General features: G+C 39.6%; 18 protein-coding genes and 3 pseudogenes. 9 read left to right on the top strand and 12 right to left on the bottom strand.

Annotated features, from left to right (window positions below; translation table 11 throughout):
- Positions 1-62 precede the first annotated feature (62 nt).
- On the bottom strand, positions 63-1,241 hold the full coding sequence (sat, locus tag H6G26_RS23700; RefSeq protein WP_190731738.1) for a sulfate adenylyltransferase: 1,179 nt from the start codon (positions 1,239-1,241) through the stop codon (positions 63-65).
- A gap of 196 nt (positions 1,242-1,437) precedes the next feature.
- Between sat and H6G26_RS23695 the strand changes: the two genes are divergently transcribed.
- The 4 genes from H6G26_RS23695 to H6G26_RS23680 all read left to right on the top strand — a co-directional run bounded on the left by H6G26_RS23695 (position 1,438) and on the right by H6G26_RS23680 (position 3,920).
- Positions 1,438-2,091 (top strand): Uma2 family endonuclease, encoded by a 654-nt coding sequence (locus H6G26_RS23695; protein ID WP_190731736.1) that lies wholly within the window; start codon positions 1,438-1,440, stop codon positions 2,089-2,091.
- Between the two features lie 123 nt (positions 2,092-2,214).
- A complete protein-coding gene (locus H6G26_RS23690; protein WP_190731734.1) occupies positions 2,215-2,484 on the top strand; it encodes a type II toxin-antitoxin system ParD family antitoxin in 270 nt (89 codons plus the stop codon).
- On the top strand, positions 2,484-2,819 hold the full coding sequence (locus H6G26_RS23685; protein ID WP_190731732.1) for a type II toxin-antitoxin system RelE/ParE family toxin: 336 nt from the start codon (positions 2,484-2,486) through the stop codon (positions 2,817-2,819). Before H6G26_RS23690 ends, H6G26_RS23685 begins: the two co-directional genes overlap by 1 nt.
- A 12-nt stretch (positions 2,820-2,831) precedes the next feature.
- Positions 2,832-3,920, top strand: coding sequence for an HNH endonuclease signature motif containing protein (locus tag H6G26_RS23680; protein WP_190731730.1), 1,089 nt, complete (start codon positions 2,832-2,834; stop codon positions 3,918-3,920).
- 46 nt (positions 3,921-3,966) lie between these two features.
- On the opposite strand, the gene mnmA is transcribed toward H6G26_RS23680, so the two are convergent.
- Positions 3,967-5,022 carry a tRNA 2-thiouridine(34) synthase MnmA gene (mnmA, locus tag H6G26_RS23675; protein ID WP_190731800.1) on the bottom strand — a complete coding sequence of 352 codons (1,056 nt, stop codon included), beginning with the start codon at positions 5,020-5,022 and terminating at the stop codon, positions 3,967-3,969.
- 521 nt (positions 5,023-5,543) lie between these two features.
- Here mnmA and H6G26_RS23670 point away from each other — a divergent pair.
- On the top strand, positions 5,544-6,482 hold the full coding sequence (locus H6G26_RS23670; RefSeq protein WP_242053841.1) for a hypothetical protein: 939 nt from the start codon (positions 5,544-5,546) through the stop codon (positions 6,480-6,482).
- A gap of 188 nt (positions 6,483-6,670) precedes the next feature.
- On the opposite strand, the gene H6G26_RS23665 is transcribed toward H6G26_RS23670, so the two are convergent.
- Entirely contained in the window at positions 6,671-6,898 is a 228-nt protein-coding gene (locus tag H6G26_RS23665; protein ID WP_190731728.1) for a hypothetical protein, read from the bottom strand.
- Positions 6,899-7,011: 113 nt separating this feature from the next.
- Positions 7,012-7,287, bottom strand: a complete 276-nt coding sequence (locus H6G26_RS23660) for a hypothetical protein (RefSeq protein ID WP_190731726.1) — start codon at positions 7,285-7,287, stop codon at positions 7,012-7,014.
- Between the two features lie 519 nt (positions 7,288-7,806).
- On the opposite strand from H6G26_RS23660, the gene H6G26_RS23655 reads away from it, so the two are divergent.
- Positions 7,807-10,167, top strand: coding sequence for a tetratricopeptide repeat protein (locus H6G26_RS23655; protein WP_190731724.1), 2,361 nt, complete (start codon positions 7,807-7,809; stop codon positions 10,165-10,167).
- 211 nt (positions 10,168-10,378) lie between these two features.
- Here the strand turns inward: H6G26_RS23655 and H6G26_RS23650 are convergent, their stop codons facing one another.
- The 3 genes and pseudogenes from H6G26_RS23650 to H6G26_RS23640 all read right to left on the bottom strand — a co-directional run.
- Positions 10,379-10,819 carry a hypothetical protein gene (locus H6G26_RS23650; RefSeq protein WP_190731722.1) on the bottom strand — a complete coding sequence of 147 codons (441 nt, stop codon included), beginning with the start codon at positions 10,817-10,819 and terminating at the stop codon, positions 10,379-10,381.
- A 68-nt stretch (positions 10,820-10,887) separates the two neighbouring features.
- Complete coding sequence (locus H6G26_RS23645) at positions 10,888-11,577, bottom strand: hypothetical protein (RefSeq protein WP_190731720.1); 690 nt, start codon at positions 11,575-11,577, stop codon at positions 10,888-10,890.
- Positions 11,578-11,669: 92 nt separating this feature from the next.
- A pseudogene (locus tag H6G26_RS23640) lies at positions 11,670-12,065 on the bottom strand (Uma2 family endonuclease); the annotation flags it as partial.
- Between the two features lie 135 nt (positions 12,066-12,200).
- Here H6G26_RS23640 and H6G26_RS23635 point away from each other — a divergent pair.
- The 3 genes from H6G26_RS23635 to H6G26_RS43865 are packed head-to-tail and all read left to right on the top strand — an operon-like array spanning position 12,201 to position 13,341.
- Positions 12,201-12,374: a hypothetical protein gene (locus H6G26_RS23635; protein ID WP_190731802.1), complete on the top strand. Its 174-nt coding sequence runs from the start codon at positions 12,201-12,203 to the stop codon at positions 12,372-12,374.
- Positions 12,375-12,416: 42 nt separating this feature from the next.
- Positions 12,417-13,004 carry a transposase gene (locus H6G26_RS43870; RefSeq protein ID WP_277883917.1) on the top strand — a complete coding sequence of 196 codons (588 nt, stop codon included), beginning with the start codon at positions 12,417-12,419 and terminating at the stop codon, positions 13,002-13,004.
- Positions 13,005-13,038: 34 nt separating this feature from the next.
- Complete coding sequence (locus H6G26_RS43865) at positions 13,039-13,341, top strand: transposase family protein (RefSeq protein ID WP_277883916.1); 303 nt, start codon at positions 13,039-13,041, stop codon at positions 13,339-13,341.
- Positions 13,342-13,610: 269 nt separating this feature from the next.
- Here the strand turns inward: H6G26_RS43865 and H6G26_RS23625 are convergent, their stop codons facing one another.
- The 5 genes and pseudogenes from H6G26_RS23625 to H6G26_RS42100 form a co-directional block, all read right to left on the bottom strand.
- Positions 13,611-14,042, bottom strand: a complete 432-nt coding sequence (locus tag H6G26_RS23625) for a hypothetical protein (protein ID WP_190731718.1) — start codon at positions 14,040-14,042, stop codon at positions 13,611-13,613.
- 29 nt (positions 14,043-14,071) lie between these two features.
- Positions 14,072-14,326: a hypothetical protein gene (locus H6G26_RS23620; RefSeq protein ID WP_190731716.1), complete on the bottom strand. Its 255-nt coding sequence runs from the start codon at positions 14,324-14,326 to the stop codon at positions 14,072-14,074.
- 61 nt (positions 14,327-14,387) lie between these two features.
- Positions 14,388-15,683 (bottom strand): annotated as a pseudogene (locus H6G26_RS23615) (IS4 family transposase); the annotation flags it as partial.
- 422 nt (positions 15,684-16,105) lie between these two features.
- A complete protein-coding gene (locus H6G26_RS23610) occupies positions 16,106-16,570 on the bottom strand; it encodes a hypothetical protein (protein ID WP_190731712.1) in 465 nt (154 codons plus the stop codon).
- A pseudogene (locus H6G26_RS42100) lies at positions 16,567-16,773 on the bottom strand (hypothetical protein); the annotation flags it as partial. The gene H6G26_RS23610 and the pseudogene H6G26_RS42100, both read right to left, overlap by 4 nt.

Genomic DNA, 16,773 nt, shown 5'->3' with positions numbered 1-16,773 from the left:
AGGAAGATGAGGTAGCAGAGTGAGAAACCATAACTAATGCCTCATGCCCCATACCCCATGCCCTAAACAGGTACTTCTATCCGCATTGCCCGCGCCAACTCTGCCGCTACTTCAGGACGAGAAAATTCTGGTGGAGGTAACTCACCACGTCGCAGCATTTCTCGGACTTTTGTCCCCGATAAATGAATGCGTTCCTCCGGCCTGCTGGGACTAGTTTTAGATGTTGCCATCTGCTTAGTGCGCGTGCAGTAGAAAGCGTGTTCAAATTTCATCGGCACAATGCCTAATTCACTTGGGGCAAATTCATCAAAGATGTATTGAGCATCGTAAGTACCGTAATAGTCACCAACGCCAGCGTGATCCCGTCCGACGATAAAGTGAGTACAACCGTAGTTTTTGCGGACTAAAGCGTGGAATATTGCTTCACGAGGCCCAGCATAGCGCATTGCTGCTGGATTTATTGCCAAAGTTACCCGTTCTAAGGGGTAGTAGTGTTCTAGCAAAATTTCATAGCAGCGCATCCGCACATCGGCGGCAATATCATCTTCTTTTGTCGCCCCCACTAATGGGTGCAAAAATAGACCATCAACAGTTTCTAAAGCGCACTTTTGAATATATTCATGGGCGCGGTGAATGGGGTTGCGAGTTTGAAAGCCAACGATGGTTTTCCAACCCTTGTCTTTGAATAGTTGCCGTGAGGCAGCTGGATCGATTTGATAAGTGGGAAACTGGGGATGAGGTTCGCGCTGCAATAGCCAAATATCACCCGCCAGATGTACAGTACCTTGGTTATAGAGTACTTGTACGCCTGGATGTTTGACATCATCAGTGCGGTAGACATTAATGGCTTCGCGGGTTTTGTCGTAGTGATATTTTTGCGTGAGTTGCAAAACCCCAATAAATTCACCTCTGGAGTTATCCAGACGGATGAAGCCGCCTTCTTTTAAGGGGGAAGCTACTTCCTCGCTTACCGATAGTGTAATCGGTATTGACCACACAAGACCGTTAGCTAGTCGCATTTCTGTAACAGTGCGATCGTAGTCTTGCTGGTTCATAAAACCCGTGAGTGGACTAAAAGCACCGATCGCAATCATTTCTAGATCAGAAACGGCGCGATCGTCTAGTTGCACTCGCGGCAAAAAGTCAGCTTTTGAGAGAAACTCTGCTCTTTGTTCTGGTGTGGCTATACGGTTAACCAACTGTCCACCATGAGGAGCTATAGCATCTGGATTTTGACTCAACGTAATCCCCTCGTTGTATTAACTGTTATTGTTTCAGATTATGTACTAACTTATCAAATGCTGGTACGTAGAGAAAAAAAAGAGTTTAGAGATGGAGGAAAATTTTTGCAACTAGCCTGTAAGCGATCTGATTAGGTTACGCTAAAGCTAATCCAGCCTCAAGTTTCACAATAGTTCCTTTATAAGGAAAATGCTTATGACTGCTGTATCCCCCATTGTTAAACCTGTTAGTCAAATGCGGCTAACACCTGGTAGTACAGTGAATATCCAGGATATCAGTTGGGAGGAATTTGAGTCTATTTTGCAAGAACTGGGGGAAAAGCGCTCGCTACGAGTTGCTTACAGCAAGTCTACGTTAGAAATTATGGTTCCTCTACCCGAACACGAAAAATCAAAGGACTTAATTTCGGATATTGTAAAAATCTTGCTGAAGATCGCCGGAAAAAGTTATGAACCCTTCGGTTCAACCACCTTCAAGCGGGAAAATACGGCGGGGGTAGAACCAGATGCTTGTTTCTACATCCAGAATTACCAAAGAATGATCGGTCGTCGCAAACTCGAACCCGATGATCCGCCTCCTGATTTGGCAATTGAAACAGATGTGACATCAAAAACAACTCTTGATGCATACGTTGCGATCGCAGTTCCAGAACTATGGATTTACGATAGTAAAAAGCTGAGGATTTATTTACTCAAGGATGGACATTACATCGAATCTGATCACAGTCCTAACTTTCCAAATATCCCTCTAACTCAAATCGTTGCCGCTACAGTTGAACGAGCTTGGCAAGTAGGAACCGTACAAGCTTTGAAAGAGTTTGAAGAAGCATTAGATAGAAGTAGTTTTTGATAAAAAGTAAGTATATGTAGCCCACGCAGGTATTGCTTTTGCTAATTACTCCTGCTATGGCAATAAATGGCATAAATTGCCATAAAATAATATTATGAAGCAAAAATTAGGGAAGTAATGCCAGTGAAAAGTATAAATATATCTCTCCCTGACGCGATGCGGACTTATATAGAAGAGAAAGTGGCGACTGGTGGCTATAGTAGTGTCAGTGAATATTTCCGCGAGTTAGTACGCCAAGATCAAAAGCGTCAAGCGGCTGAACGTTTGGAAGCGATGCTTTTAGAAGGTCTAAATTCTGGAAATGCAACTGAGATGACTCCTGACGATTGGGAAGACATTCGCCAAGCTGTGCGCGGAAGAATTGCCAAGAATAAAGAGTCAAACGAAGGTTAATGAGCGACGTAAGCAAACGACCGCAAGTCATCCGCGATTTGATAGAATTAGCGACTTATATTGCAGAAGATAACTTGGAAGCTTCAGATCGGTTTCTTGCAGCAGCAGAAACAACTTTCAAACAACTAGGTAAAATGCCACGAATGGGAAAATCTTGTCAATTCTCTCATCCCAATTTAGCTGGTATTCGACAGCAAGCAATAAAAGGATTTAAAAAGTATCTTGTTTTTTATCTTACTTCGGATTCAGGTGTAGAGATTCTGAGAGTCATTTATGGCGGACAAGATATCGAAGCAATATTGGATGAAGATTTAGGAGATAATAAATGGGAATAGTAAGATTAAAAAATGTCAAATAATCAAAAACTTAATAGAAAAACAAAAGTCTTAAACCTTAAGACAGGCAAATTTACAACGAAAACTGTATCTTTTGATAACCTTATAATTCGCCGAGAATTAACAAGCCAACTTACTTCCGAACAAATTACTCGAATTAAAAAATTTTACTCATTTCTGGGTTTTTTGTTAAAATATAGTTTTGAAGATTGGGTAATGAATTTCACACGTGATGTTTTTCCCGAAAGGGAAATTAAGTGTTGGGAAAGAATCACTATTGTTTTTGTAGAATATACCAAGCAGAATACATTAAGCTTTAAGCAGAAAAGAGATATACTATATAGACTTCTAAACCTCTCTTTTGGAGAAAAACCAAAGGATAAATTATCAAAAAATTTATTTCTATTTTGGGAGCAACTCATAAAGGAAATAATAGAAATTAATAAACAAAATCCACCTTTGTCAACAAAATTAACTGATAAGATAAAGGCAGATGTTATCACTGGGGAAAACATCGATTATATCGAGTTAGTTGCTGCTTATCATAAATATATAAATAAGCATAATTTGGCTCATGAAGAAACGGATAATATTTTAGTGAAATTGATGCATCTGATGGCTGGAGAAGAGCCTAAAGATGAGCTTTCGAGAGAATTACTTCATATACTTGAAGATAAATTTAATCCGCAGAATATTACAGATGATAGAAAGCGGGTTGTATCCAGAGTTGTTCAACGCAAAGGGCAATCAAGGTTTCTGCGTGAGCTACTAAAAGCCTATCAAAGAAAGTGTGCTATTACAGGCTTTGGCCCAGATAAAGTATTACAAGCCGCTCATATTATTCCCTATCTTGGCAGTGAAACAAATCATCCCTCTAATGGCATTTTACTTCGGGTAGATATACACATACTTTTTGATCAACACTTACTATCTATTCATCCAAAAAGCTATGAGGTAGTAATTTCTCCTACTTTATGTGGGACTGATTATGAAGGACTCGGCGGAAAAAAATTACTACTTCCTGATAAAGACAGATTTAAACCTAATTCAATTGCATTGCAACAACATTATCAAACTTTTTTACAAAAATGTGATAAATAAAAATACCCCTCCTCACTTGTGGAGGGGCGCAAAAGCAGGGTAAGATTCAACTAAATTGTTCAATTATTCCGCCACCTAACACTTTCTCGCCGTCGTACCACACCGCCGCTTGTCCGGGGGTGATGCTGAATTGAGGTTCATAAAAGACCAAACGCACACGGGAGTTTTCCAACGGAATCACCGTCACTGGTGTAGGCGTTGAACGATAGCGAATTTGCACTTGGGCATGAATTGGGGTGGATGGTTCAGCAATGGAAACCCAGTTTACCCGATTTACTGTGCATTCTGGCTGAGTTACCTTAGTGCGATCGCCTACTATTACTTTATTATTTTCTGCATCTAATTCAATCACATACAGAGGTTCAGCAGCAGCAATCCCTAAGCCTTTACGCTGGCCAATGGTGTAGTGATGGACACCATCATGTTGTCCCAAAACTTTGCCTGATACATCTACAATATCGCCTGTTTTGGGAGCTAAATATTTATCGAGAAATGCCCGCATGGAACCGTTACTTTCCACTAAACATAAGTCTTGACTTTCTGGCTTATCAGCAGTTTTCAGTCCGTATTCAGTTGCAATGCGGCGCGTGTCAGTTTTTTCTAGTTCGCCCAGAGGAAATATAGTTGCTGCAAGTAAATCTTGAGACAAATCATAGAGGAAGTATGATTGATCTTTGTTGCGGTCAACAGCCCTTAATAATTGGTAACGTCCAGTTGCTTCGTCATAGCTAATGCGGGCATAATGACCAGTAGCAATGCGATCGCACCCCAATTGTTCATGGGCATACTGCACCATTGGCCCAAACTTCACCGTTTTATTACACTGAGAGCAAGGCAAAGGTGTGATCCCAGCACTGTAACCAGTCACCAGGTAATCGACAATATGCGTCTGAAAGACATCTCGAATATCCACAACCTCATGGGGAACGCCCAGTTGTTCACAGAGATCAGCCGCGTCGATCATACCTTCAGAGCAACATTGACCTTTGCCTTTCATTAGCCAAAGAGTCAAACCAATCACTTCATAGCCCTGATGGTGCAGGATAGCTGCGGCGGTGGAACTGTCAACGCCACCAGAAAGACCAACGACGACTTTTTTCATACAAAGCACGACACGATAGCTGCGTGGTTGTCCAATTGTAGCACACACTCTTTCAAAGCCTTGCTACTAAAGCATTTCGGTTTTTGAGCAAGCAAATATAAATTGCTCTTAACTCCGTCATTACTGGGCATAACTGGGTAGGCATTCTCTAGGAAAGGTTGCGCGTCTTTTTGTGTCAGATATTCCAAAAATTTAATAGCTTTTCTTCCGCAGCTTTAGAGAATGGGCGCAGTCGTGTTTATTTTGGTGTTCATATGGGATGCAGATACAGCTTATGTGTCTGGTACAAAATTGGCAGACTTTGTGTTTGAAAGCTTACTGACACCAAATTGTAGTTAATATTTTCCTCGTTCCCATGTTCTGCATGGGAATACATTCATATAAGAATAGTTGCAGATGTATTTTTTGCCATGTAGATGAGCTAACTTCACGTTAACGCTATATAGTAGTTGCTACAACGGTGAACTAATTAGTTCTTGATGGAAATTGCCTAAAAATACTTTGACTACTTTCTAACTACTATGTCGAGAGGAATACCAAGTCAATTTATCCCAATTGAGACGCTGCGCCGAAGTTCTGAGGGTTGGAAGCCTACTATCAGACTTTTGTCTTTATTAATGGGAGGATGGTTCGTGCTGATTCCCAAATCTACTCCAGCACAAGCACAAATTTACAACAGCAAGGTGCTATTGGCTCAACAAGCAGGTGAAACTTTACCGCCACCACCAATAATTCCTTTTAGTCAACAGCCATCACCGCAGTTACAACCAGTGGACGAAAGTCAATTTGAGCAGGATTTTCAGCCCTCCCAACCATTACAAAACAATCAGTTTGAGCCGAATTTGCAGCCCTCTCAACCATTACAAAACAATCAATTTGAGCCGAACTTTCAGCCTTCTCAACCTTCACAGTTTAGTCAATATAACCAGAACTTTGAGCGCTACTTAGTTTACGTAGATAGTAGTGATTTCCAGACGCTACAAGCAATCCGTCAAATTGAACCCAGTGCTTACATTCGCCAGTACCAAGGACGGAGTGTAATTCAGTCAGGTGTTTTTAACAGGGTATCTAACGCCCAACAACGGGTAAATGAGCTACAGTCACGAGGCATATATAGCACCCGCATTATCAGCTTTGCTAACGGACAAGAGATAGATGTAGGTAATAGAGGCTTTGTAGGCGATCGCAATAATATAAGTGCTACTAGGCCAGTTTCTAGGTATTATGTCATCATTCCGACCACTCTAGACCAATTATCTGCGATCGCATCAGAAGTTAGGCAGAATCTGGGCCGATTTGGTCAAGATTTAGGACAATCTGGCGCAGTCCTCGAAAGGACGCAACCAAGAGGGCCACACGTAGCCGTAGGGCCGTTCTCTGATCGATTCCCAGCAGAGGAATGGAATAAATATCTGCGAAATATAGGATACCGGAATGCCAGGGTTTACTACGGTAAGTAAATAAGTTAGAAGCCATTTAATTTTAGATTTTGAGTCGCAGCTTTGGTGCGCTTCCAGCGCAACTTGGATTTTGGATTGAAGGAGAAATCTCAAATTCCAAATTCCTTTCCCAAAGCGATTACATGAAGATAGGGGGTTAATCTAAAATCTAAAATCCAAAATTAAATAACTCCCTACTCCCAAGATTGTTAACGCAGCGATTCAATAATGACTACTGTTGTAATTAAACACAACAAGATGATTCCCAGTGGAAGCAAAAGCTGTTGTAAAAGGTACACCAGTATGGGTATGATGTGTAAGATGCCTAAACCAATGGATAGAACGTAGGCGATCGCAATGCCAAACAGCACCAGTAAAAAATATTTCAAAGATTTAGAAGCAAAGCGAAATAAAAGCGTATCTTGATTTTTTTCCATAATTTTACTCACGAAAATAACTAGCTTTTTAGCAGTGCATATTCTTTTTGATTTCCCATTTACCTTTTAAAAAAGGAGATTATGGGAAATCTTGCCCAGTCTGAAGATTAGTTTTACACGTTGTGAATATTTGTCTGATTGGGTGAGTTATTCAAAGACTGTTGTTGCCTTTGTAGATCGTTTCGCCTTTCGTAGGTAACTAATAGTTGAAACGAAATAAACAAGCTTAACAACAGCAGCAAAAATGAGCCGAAACCAGAGGAATAATTATTTATTTCTCGCTCAACACCACATTTGAGGCAAACATATCTATTGGGATTACGTGCATCTTGGGCAAAGGGGCACTGATTTTGATTGCAATCATGATGACAAGCTTTGTCTAACATCATTGAACCTCCTGTAGGGTAAAGGCTTACATACTTAGCTGTAAATATGCTCTACAGAATCTAGTTAGTTAATACCTACTGCCTGTTTAGTAGACACCACTTTCATGAGTCAACAAAAAAGGAAAAGGGGTAGGGAGCAGGGGAGAGAACCCGATAAATAAATTTAGTTGTTCAGAAACCCTCTCCATTTTGCAGGGGGAATCTTAAATCCTCCCCCTTGCTTCTAGCTCCCTGCTCCCTTGCCTCTTTGGTCATTAATATGGGACAGTAACAAGTAATATCTGTGGTTTACTAAGCTTGCAGTAGTAACGCTGGTAAAATCTCTCCTCAACCACCTTTTATTGGCGCTTAACTTAACTTCGCCTGTATTAATTACAAGAATAATACAGTCCAAAATGGTTTGCAGTAGGATAAAGTAAATATACTACCGAGTAGGAAAAAGTATTTTTGTAATATGCAAAGTAGGAAGAAGTAGTAAAAATATGGTTATAATAAATTGCAAATGATACATCAAGCTAGCAAATGGGTGTAGAAGAAGCCTTAGAGTTTGTAGATAACTTGGTTTTTCTTAAGACGGGAGAACACCTAGATAAAACTCAAAGGATTATCTTGCGTCATTTGTGGGAGGATGAAAAGCGGACTTACCAAGATATTGCCAACAGCCGTGGTTATACAGAAGCGCATTTAAAAGCAGTTGGTGCAGAACTTTGGCATTTGCTGTCAAAAGTGCTAGGAGAGAAAGTCTCAAAATCAACCTTCCAAGGAGTGGTTCAGAGGTTTAGAACAACTCAACAATCGCAAAAAATCCCGGAAATTCCAAATTTAGTGGCGAATGACGCTAAACCTCAAGATTTAGATTCTAACTTCGTGGGGCGCGATCGCCAAATATCCGAACTCCACACCCTTGTTAGTGGAGGAGCAAAAGTTATCCTCATCCAGGGTGAAGGTGGTGTTGGCAAAACAACCTTAGCACGCAAATATTTTAAAAGTCAAAGATTTAATTTTGTTCTGGAACTGTGGATGGCCACCACAGAAATCCAAAACATCACCCCTGTGGAGAGTGTAGTTGAGGAATGGCTGCGGCGATACTTTAACGAAGAACCGGGATGTGACTTTGGTATCAGCTTAGAACGACTCCGGCGCAAACTGCGAGAACAAACTACTAAAATTGGGGTGTTTATCGATAATCTAGAAACTGCTCTCGATCAAAATGGCAAATTCCTAGAATATCTTCGCCCTTATGTTGAGCTATTGAGAGTATTAGCAGATCCCGATGTGCATTCAGTTACTTTAGTGACAAGTCGTGAGCGTTTGCGGGAGTCTAGCGTAGAGATAAATCTCTACCCACTCGAAGGTTTAGATGATGAAGCATGGCGAGAGTTTTTCCGCAGATGCCATATCAATTGTGATTGTACTATTCTCAGTGAAATGTGCAGAGCTTATGGAGGTAACGCCAAAGCAATGCAAATTCTCCGAGGAGCAATATTAACAGATTTTTATGGTGACATACACGCCTATTGGCAGGAAAACTGTAAATATTTATTAATAGAAAGAGAGTTAAAAGATTTAGTCGCCAGTCAATTTACGCGTCTTGAAAAAAATGACTTAGAAGCCTATCGCCTTCTGTGTCGTTTAGGATGCTATCGCTATCAAGATATTCCTTCAGTACCTATTGAGGGAGTTTTATGTTTGCTTTGGGATGTTCCAGAACAACAACGCCGACGTGTAATTAAAGCTTTGCAAGATTTGTCTTTAATAGAAGCGAAAAAAGGACAATACTGGCTGCATCCGGTAATTCAGGATGAAGCGATTAGTAGATTAAGGTTAGTCAGTGAAGAATGGGAATTAGTAAATCGAAAAGCCGCAGAAGGTTGGACGCAACGAGTTACAGTCATCAAGAATATTACAGATGCATTAACCGCTTTAGAAGCTTATTATCACTATGTAGAAATTAGTGATTTTGAGCTAGCTTGTGATGTAATTGTGCAAGGAAGAGGTAAAAAGTGGGGTACAGGTTTACCTTTAGGTTCCTCGTTTTACCAATTGGGACTGCTCCAAAAAAATTTTTCTGTAATTAGTCGGATAATAGACTATATAGAATCACCAGAAAGACTAATTAAACTTTACAATATACTAGGTTATACATATCGAATTATCGGTTGCATTCGAGAAGCTATAGCTTGCTATAAAAAGTCAGAAGAAATATTAGACAATTTAGATGTCAAGGTAATAAAAATTTCTGTAGTTTTCAATACAGGGCTTTGCAAGCTTGATTTATTGGAGATGGAAGCAGCCGAAGATTGTTTTAAGTCGGTTTGTAACTTGGCTAAACAAGATAGCAATCTTGACGATTACATGGCATATGCTCAGTGTTGCCTAGCTTTTGTTAAATCATCTTCTAACGTTAGAGAAGATGCTGTTTATATTGCTGAAGATGGCTTCTCTGCAATATCTTCATCCACTAGAGTGACTTTTTGGGGAGTTGTGCATAGCTTAATAACTCTATGTTTAACTTACAAAAACTTAGGTGATATTAAAAAATCTTTTGATTTCTGCCAAAAAGCTATATCTACTTCCGAAGAAAATAACTTTACTCAGCTTAAGGCTAAAGCTATAAGTTGTTTAGCTGGGTTATATAGAGAAGAAGGAGAATTTACTAAGGCGGTTTTTTATCATGCCGAAGCGGTAGAAATTCTGTATAAAATAGGTGCGAAATCTAATTTAGCAGAGGCTTACTATCAATTTGCATTGACTCATCAACAAATGGGTGAAATTGACAAGAGCAGAGAAAATTTTATGCAAGCGATCGCACTCTTTAACGAAATGCAAGCACCCAGACAAGTTGAGAAAGTACAAACAGCAATGGAGCGTTTTGGAAAATAAGTAATACTATTTGATTTTAGTTGCTGCAAACTGACGTTATACAGTAGAACATATAGCGGTTCTCAATTGTGTGAAATACAGACTTAACCCCCAGCCTATTAAGAGCGAGCGTTGGGGAGCAAGCCTCAAACCCTGACTCCTTTTGGGAGAGAGGAATAAAAGTGAGGTCAAAATGTATTGCATCCAAAGCAATCTGCTGTAATTTCAAATTTCACAAAATCTCTGCCAATTTTACCAGCAGAGTACTTGCTAAATCCAATAACCTGAGATCATCTGTATTAATACTATTTTCTTCATCAGCTAACAGATTTCTAACAGCAGATAACCTGTCATTGGTTTGGGAAATTCTCCAAGATTCTTCTAATTTTACTGCGAAATCAAACAGCGATCGCTCTCCTAAATGCTGTCTTACTTTCACAGCTACACTATCATTACTTACCAAAAATTCCTTAATAGTATCTAATTGAAAATTACCTAATATTTCGTCATGTCCCCAGGTTTCTAGCCAGTCTCCCTCCACATCTTCAACGTAAATATTGACAAAATCAACCCCATAAGTTAGCCAGTTCTGCTGCATTTGTCGCGCTGTTGCTAAAGCTTCAGCAAATATATCTACTTGATTGTTGCAGGGAGTTTCTCTTTTATTAGCCATATAAAGCTGTAATTAGCACGTAAGTATGTAGGCTAGAAACAAATCTGGAATATGAAATTCCTGAAAATTCACGAAAATTTTAAATATTTGCCACCAGAAAGGTAATCACTGTTATACAGGGCCACGTTAACTAACTGGTTGACAAAATTACTATCCTTGGGATTGTAACTCAAGAACAATCCTCTCTCTATTTCCCACGATCGCAGTGTATTTTGCCAAGCTTGGTACTTTTGGTGATTAAGTTCTTCAGAAACACTGGTAACTTGAATACAAAGTGGTTGATTGTTACGACTACTAACAATTAGGTCTGTTGCCATCGATAGGTCGGCGATATAACGCTGCCAAAAACTACCTTCTCGATTAACAACATCTTGAGCTATTGACTTAATGATATCATCATCTACCTGATTAAATTCACCTGCCATCAATTTTTGTTTCCAAATATAAAATTTGGAGTCACTTGCATTAATCCATCTAGGAAAGAGATAACCATACCAATATCTTTCAATCGGTGTCATTTGTTCAAATTTTGCTTTTTGTTCTTCTGAAGGTAGGGATTTGACGATCAGCCAAATTGTAGAATCCGTAATCACCTCTAGGAGAAATGCAAGGACAAAAGGTTTTGCAGTCAGAGAACCTGGCTTAATATTTTTTACCCAACGATTGATTTCATCTAATCTTCTCGCTAAATTGGGATCTATCGAGGAGGCTTGCAGGGTAAGGGACTTTAGCTTATCCTTAATGTCTTTTGCTTGCAAACGATGCCCTACTTTCAGAAGATAATGCTTTTTTTACACACCAATAACTAAATCTTAACTTGAAAATGGACTTAATTAATTTCCTAATGTAATTAAATCTTCTCTAAGTCGATGCCCTGTTTACGTAAAACCTCGCGCAGTCGAGTAATTTCTTGCTCTGCCTGTTGGGCGCGTAAACTTTCTTGTTCAGCTATTTGTTCTGATGATAATATCAATTCATTTCCAGCAGTGAAGAATCTTAATTTACCTTCATAAACCCCCAAATAAAGTTTTAACTGCTGGCTCCACAAATGTCCATCAGTGGTAGGTTGAATTTCTTGATACTTACCATCAACTAAATGAAACCCTTGAAATTCCATTGTTACAGGATGAAAGCAGAAATAATCTGGTGTACGGAAGGTATCTTGATAAACTTGTTTTTTTAAACTTTTATCGACTGCTGCCGTTGAACTTGACAAAATTTCCACAATCAGGTTTAGATATTTGCCGTCTTCTTGCCAAGCTAGTCAACTTTTACATTTTATTTAATTTGCCAAGCTTGAATAGTTGCGGAACAACTATTTCTATAGGACTGTGATAATTTTCTCGATAGAGATGCATCTACTCGGTTTTAGGTGACGTTGATGAAACAACCAAGCAAACGTAGACGGGGTGTAATCCTTACCCTAAAAGGCTGGGATAAATTTCAAGCTGCCAAAACTCAAGTGGAATTTGACGAGAATGCTGGAGATAACTTTTCTTTAGAAGAACTGAGCGATCGCACCCTTTTAGCCTTACACACTAGATCTGTCGCTTAATAAGGTAAAATCAGCGATTAGCCGTTGGGATGAGACAGGAAAATGCTAGACATCAATCGGGTGCTCAAGGAAGATCGTCTGCTTAGAGCATTTAGTGGACTGAATCGTAAAGCATTTGATGAGTTGTCAGTTGCCCTTGAAATTGTACTCAACGTTGAAGCGATGCCTGCGGCGGGCTACGCCTACGCCAACAGCCAAAAGCCTCGGAAACGGTCTGTGGGTGGGGGTAGAAAGCCTCGATTGCAGCGAGTAGAAGACAAGCTATTTTTCATATTGTTCTACTTCAAGTGCTACCCCACCTTTGATGTGGCGGGAGTACTGTTTGACCTACATCGCAGTCGGGCACACCGTTGGATGTTAAGACTACAACCATTGCTCAAGACTGTCCTGGGAAAGAAAATGGTATTACCAGAACGTAAGTTGGAGAGTATAGAGGAGTTTATTGCTCGTTTCCCGTATGCTCAAGAAGTCATGATTGATGGGACGGAACGCCCGATTCAACGCCCCAAAGACGAAGAGAAGCAGAAAAGTCATTACTCGGGTAAAAAAAAGCGCCATACTCGCAAACACCTCGTAATGACAGACCAAGCTAAACGGGTACTAGTGCAAGTCAATTGCAAGGGAAGGTAAGGTTCATGATAAAAGACAGTTAGATGAGGAAAAATTGGTAGATTTTGTTCCAGATGAAGTTCCGATTCATGTGGATTTGGGGTTTCAGGGATTACAAAAAGAATTTGTCAACATCCGCATTCCAGACAAAAAGCCCAGAGGCAAACAACTAACTGAAGAACAAAAACAATCCAATCGAGAAAAAAGTAGCGCTCGCGTTAAATGTGAACACACAATATCAGGTATTAAGAGATACAAAGTTGCTACAGCAGTATATAGAAATCACATTCGTGATTTAGATGATCGCTTCATGTTGACTGCTGCGGGTCTGTGGAATTTCTACTTGATGGCTGCATAAATTGATGAGTGATATCGAGAATTCTATTTCATCATTTTTTGCTCTTATTTAGCGACAAGTCTAATGTACAAAAATATTGAGAAGCGATCGCCTTTATGAAGGGATGAACATCAGGGGCGTGACTGCTTAACAGCAGCCCAGCGATCGGCTCTTTTGGCTTTGGGGGCTGTGGATGTGTGGGGTAGGTTTTTAGATGGGGGCGATCACTTTTTTGATACTCTTGGTAAGAGTGTGATCGCCTTCACTATCAATGATAGTGTTGATAAGGATTAAGGTAATCCAAACCAAAGTTTAATTGCAGGTAATACTTTATTAAAAATCTCAGCGAATTGTGTAGCATTACCCAATGCGTCAGTCATGGATTTCAAGAGCGTAATAGTGTAGTTAGCATCTTTTCTTGATTCTTCAGCCTTTGGATTGGGATTATTTGCTGCTGCTGCCAAATCTTTTAATTTTTGTAGTGCTTCTTCTTTTCGTTTTACTGGCAAGTTAGGGTCACTCACAATAGCTTCTTCTAATTCATTTAATGCTTTTTTGATTTCTGAGTCTTCAGACTCATCTTTAGGTAATTTATCAATGGTAGTTCTTATATCTCTCAAGGTATTTGTTATGCCCTCACCTATATTTACAATTCCTGGTACATTAGTAAAATTGCCTGTACTATATGACTTGCCTGATGATTTATTAGGATCGTTACTCATCACAATTTACCTCTAGTTTAACTTCACAATCAATAATTCGCAGTTCCAAGGGCTTCTTGGAGTTTTGTATAATCAACTTTACCGGACAAAATTTCCTTAATTTCATGAGAAGTTGACTTGGATTCATTGATAAATATATTTATATTAATAATTGTTGTACGAGACTCTAATTCACCTTTATCTAAACTTTTAGATAATTTTTTTAATTCTTTATCAACATAATGTGCTTTGTGAATTTTTTCTGATAATAATTTAACAAATTCAGGTATTTCACTTATCTTCAAACTAGACTCAATGTAGCATCAGTGAGAGGTTAGAGTGATTGCACTTTTGTCAAGAGGGTGCGGGAAAAGGCGATAAATCCAGCTTGGAGACTGGTTTTCGCAGGGCTTTAACTACTCCTAAATCTTGATTTTCTTTGGCAGCGAAGTACTTAATTGGGTCATCCGCCTTACCTTTGTCATAGGCGACACTAAAATGATATAAACCACGAAAAATCATCTCTAAAGAAATGCGGTCAAATGGCAGAGATAATTCGTCTGCAACCGCATCTCCCAAGTCAACCAATACTGCATAAAAGAGCCAAGTTGCCCACACTTGTAACTTCACACCATTAATAGAACCAGTCCATAAATACGACAGTCCCAATAAACGCTTGACCACGTAAAAAGCTTCTTCAACTCTCCATCTTCGGCGATATAAATCTGCGACAACGTAAGGAGGTAAGATTTGTGGGTTGAGGACAGAAGTCATATAAGAATAGCTAGTTTTACCAACCTTAATTTCTATTAAACGTAAAGTAAGCACTGGTGCGCCACGACGAACAGTACCAAGTTGAATCAATCGGTCTTTAACTGAATGGTCATAACTGAAAATTTTTAAGTACTTAATAGATGCTTTGGCTTTTAAACGAGTAATAAAATGAACTTCTTGGTTAATGATTTGTTGTAAAAAGTGGAAATGATAAAAACCTCTGTCAAGTAAAATCAGAGTTTTAGCAGGCAGTAAATTTAATAATGCCGCTTCAAAATTAGTGTCCGATGCTGCTGGATTAGTGTGAAACCAAACTTCGACAGGTAAACGAGTAACCAAATCAATAACTGTACAGATTTTCCCAGCTAACTGTCCTGTCTTCAAGTCCTCCAAGCTTTTTAGCTTCCGAAATAACGCTTCTAGGGTTGACCCATCAGCAATCCAAATTTGTTCAAAATTACGGAGTGCAAATTTAACACTATCTGGCAATGGTCGTCGGAGTCTTTGTTGCCAATTAAATTGTAACTTAGGTAGTAAATCTTTAAATACACGCTCAAATAATTCATTAGGAAAAACTAAAAATCTTTCTGATAGGGACTGTTGAGCAACTTTAGTAACACGACACCATAAGAAACCTTCTCTTGCCAAAAGGCGATTTAACTCTTGTACTCCAGGAACTTGTCTCCACAATAGCGTTAATACTGCTGCTACCATGAAAGATAAATTCAGAATTCTATCTCGGCATCCTAACTGCTGATAATATTTGTGTTGAGCAAAAATAGCTGGAGTTAATAAAGCTTCTAATTGCTGAGAAATTACCTGATTATCTATAGTAGGAGTATTATGTTTGTGTACGTGGTCAGAGTTTTGCTTTGGTCGCTTGGGCATGGCGGTAAACCAAACTTTTCATTAACTCGTTTAATAATTGAATTTACCTAACAATGTTGCCCACTTCTTATAAATTTATTCTGCCGTTACAATACCTTTTCCCTTGAAATTTTAACTCTCAAAAGCTTATTGATAATGATAATCGAATAGAAGGGAAAGGAGGCGAGCGTCGCTCGCCTCCTTTCCCCTCCCCCACGCACGATTATCATTTTCAATAAGGTTATTTTGAGTATTTTAACTGATTGACAAAATGCGCTTTATTTTAACCTCTCACGGATGACTAAGACCCAACATTAAATCCACAAAAAAATTTCTCCCCTTTTTACTTCCAATACTACTGAAAACATTACACAAGCACTACAGAAGCCACCTCAGAATTCACCCCAAGGGAAACTGTGGCGATTCTTATGCTAGTTCTTCGCTCAATCTCCTCCAAAAATCGCATCTAATTCTTGAGACGAAGCCTGACCTTGAACTATTGAAGCAGGTCTGATTGAATCAGCCGCTTCCCCCTCAAGCTCAGGCGACTCTAAAGCATTACTCTTGTAGCTTGGGGCATTGACCGCTACAACTGGTGCAGTCAACGCTGGCTGTGACAGAACAAACTGCGGTTGTTCCACACCCAGAGCAAAACGCATATAACTACCGTGTTTATTCAACGAGTCCTGCGCTTCCCAACAAGCAAAACGGATCTGCTCTCTTGTAAAATTACCGCTTGAATATCGCGCCACTGGCAAGAAAGCAGCCACCAAGATATCAGCCATCTTACGCTGTGCCTCATCCTTGGGCAACGAGTTCAAGTAATCGACAACCTCCGCTAAAACATCACCCTCATAAGGCTGAAGCCGCAAACTCAGAGACTTGCGTTTCTTTTTGCTTTGGTTCATTGACTTGTCTCCATCCCCAACAAATAATCAAACATCCCAAAGCAGTCCACCAAACGCGCTGACGTACTATACCTATACGTTTGCTCTGAATCTAAATTAAATGTTTCTTGCACCTGAGTTATAAAACCGCTACCCCAAACCATCGGTATCATTGGCAATTTGTCGTCTTTGGGGATGTATTGACCAGTTCTCTCGTAAACACT

Source organism: Nostoc sp. FACHB-888 (assembly GCF_014696655.1).
In the GTDB taxonomy this organism is placed as follows: domain Bacteria; phylum Cyanobacteriota; class Cyanobacteriia; order Cyanobacteriales; family Nostocaceae; genus Nostoc.
Note: the sequence above shows the minus strand (reverse complement) of the source record. Positions and strands in the feature narration are given on the sequence as shown.

Coding starts and splice junctions, on each gene's coding strand:
- H6G26_RS23695 (WP_190731736.1), top strand. CDS start 1,438: ATGACTGCTGTATCCCCCATTGTTAAACCTGTTAGTCAAATGCGGCTA.
- H6G26_RS23685 (WP_190731732.1), top strand. CDS start 2,484: ATGAGCGACGTAAGCAAACGACCGCAAGTCATCCGCGATTTGATAGAA.
- H6G26_RS23680 (WP_190731730.1), top strand. CDS start 2,832: ATGTCAAATAATCAAAAACTTAATAGAAAAACAAAAGTCTTAAACCTT.
- mnmA (WP_190731800.1), bottom strand. CDS start 5,022: ATGAAAAAAGTCGTCGTTGGTCTTTCTGGTGGCGTTGACAGTTCCACC.
- H6G26_RS23670 (WP_242053841.1), top strand. CDS start 5,544: ATGTCGAGAGGAATACCAAGTCAATTTATCCCAATTGAGACGCTGCGC.
- H6G26_RS23665 (WP_190731728.1), bottom strand. CDS start 6,898: ATGGAAAAAAATCAAGATACGCTTTTATTTCGCTTTGCTTCTAAATCT.
- H6G26_RS23660 (WP_190731726.1), bottom strand. CDS start 7,287: ATGATGTTAGACAAAGCTTGTCATCATGATTGCAATCAAAATCAGTGC.
- H6G26_RS23655 (WP_190731724.1), top strand. CDS start 7,807: ATGGGTGTAGAAGAAGCCTTAGAGTTTGTAGATAACTTGGTTTTTCTT.
- H6G26_RS23650 (WP_190731722.1), bottom strand. CDS start 10,819: ATGGCTAATAAAAGAGAAACTCCCTGCAACAATCAAGTAGATATATTT.
- H6G26_RS23635 (WP_190731802.1), top strand. CDS start 12,201: ATGAAACAACCAAGCAAACGTAGACGGGGTGTAATCCTTACCCTAAAA.
- H6G26_RS43870 (WP_277883917.1), top strand. CDS start 12,417: ATGCTAGACATCAATCGGGTGCTCAAGGAAGATCGTCTGCTTAGAGCA.
- H6G26_RS23625 (WP_190731718.1), bottom strand. CDS start 14,042: ATGAGTAACGATCCTAATAAATCATCAGGCAAGTCATATAGTACAGGC.
- H6G26_RS23610 (WP_190731712.1), bottom strand. CDS start 16,570: ATGAACCAAAGCAAAAAGAAACGCAAGTCTCTGAGTTTGCGGCTTCAG.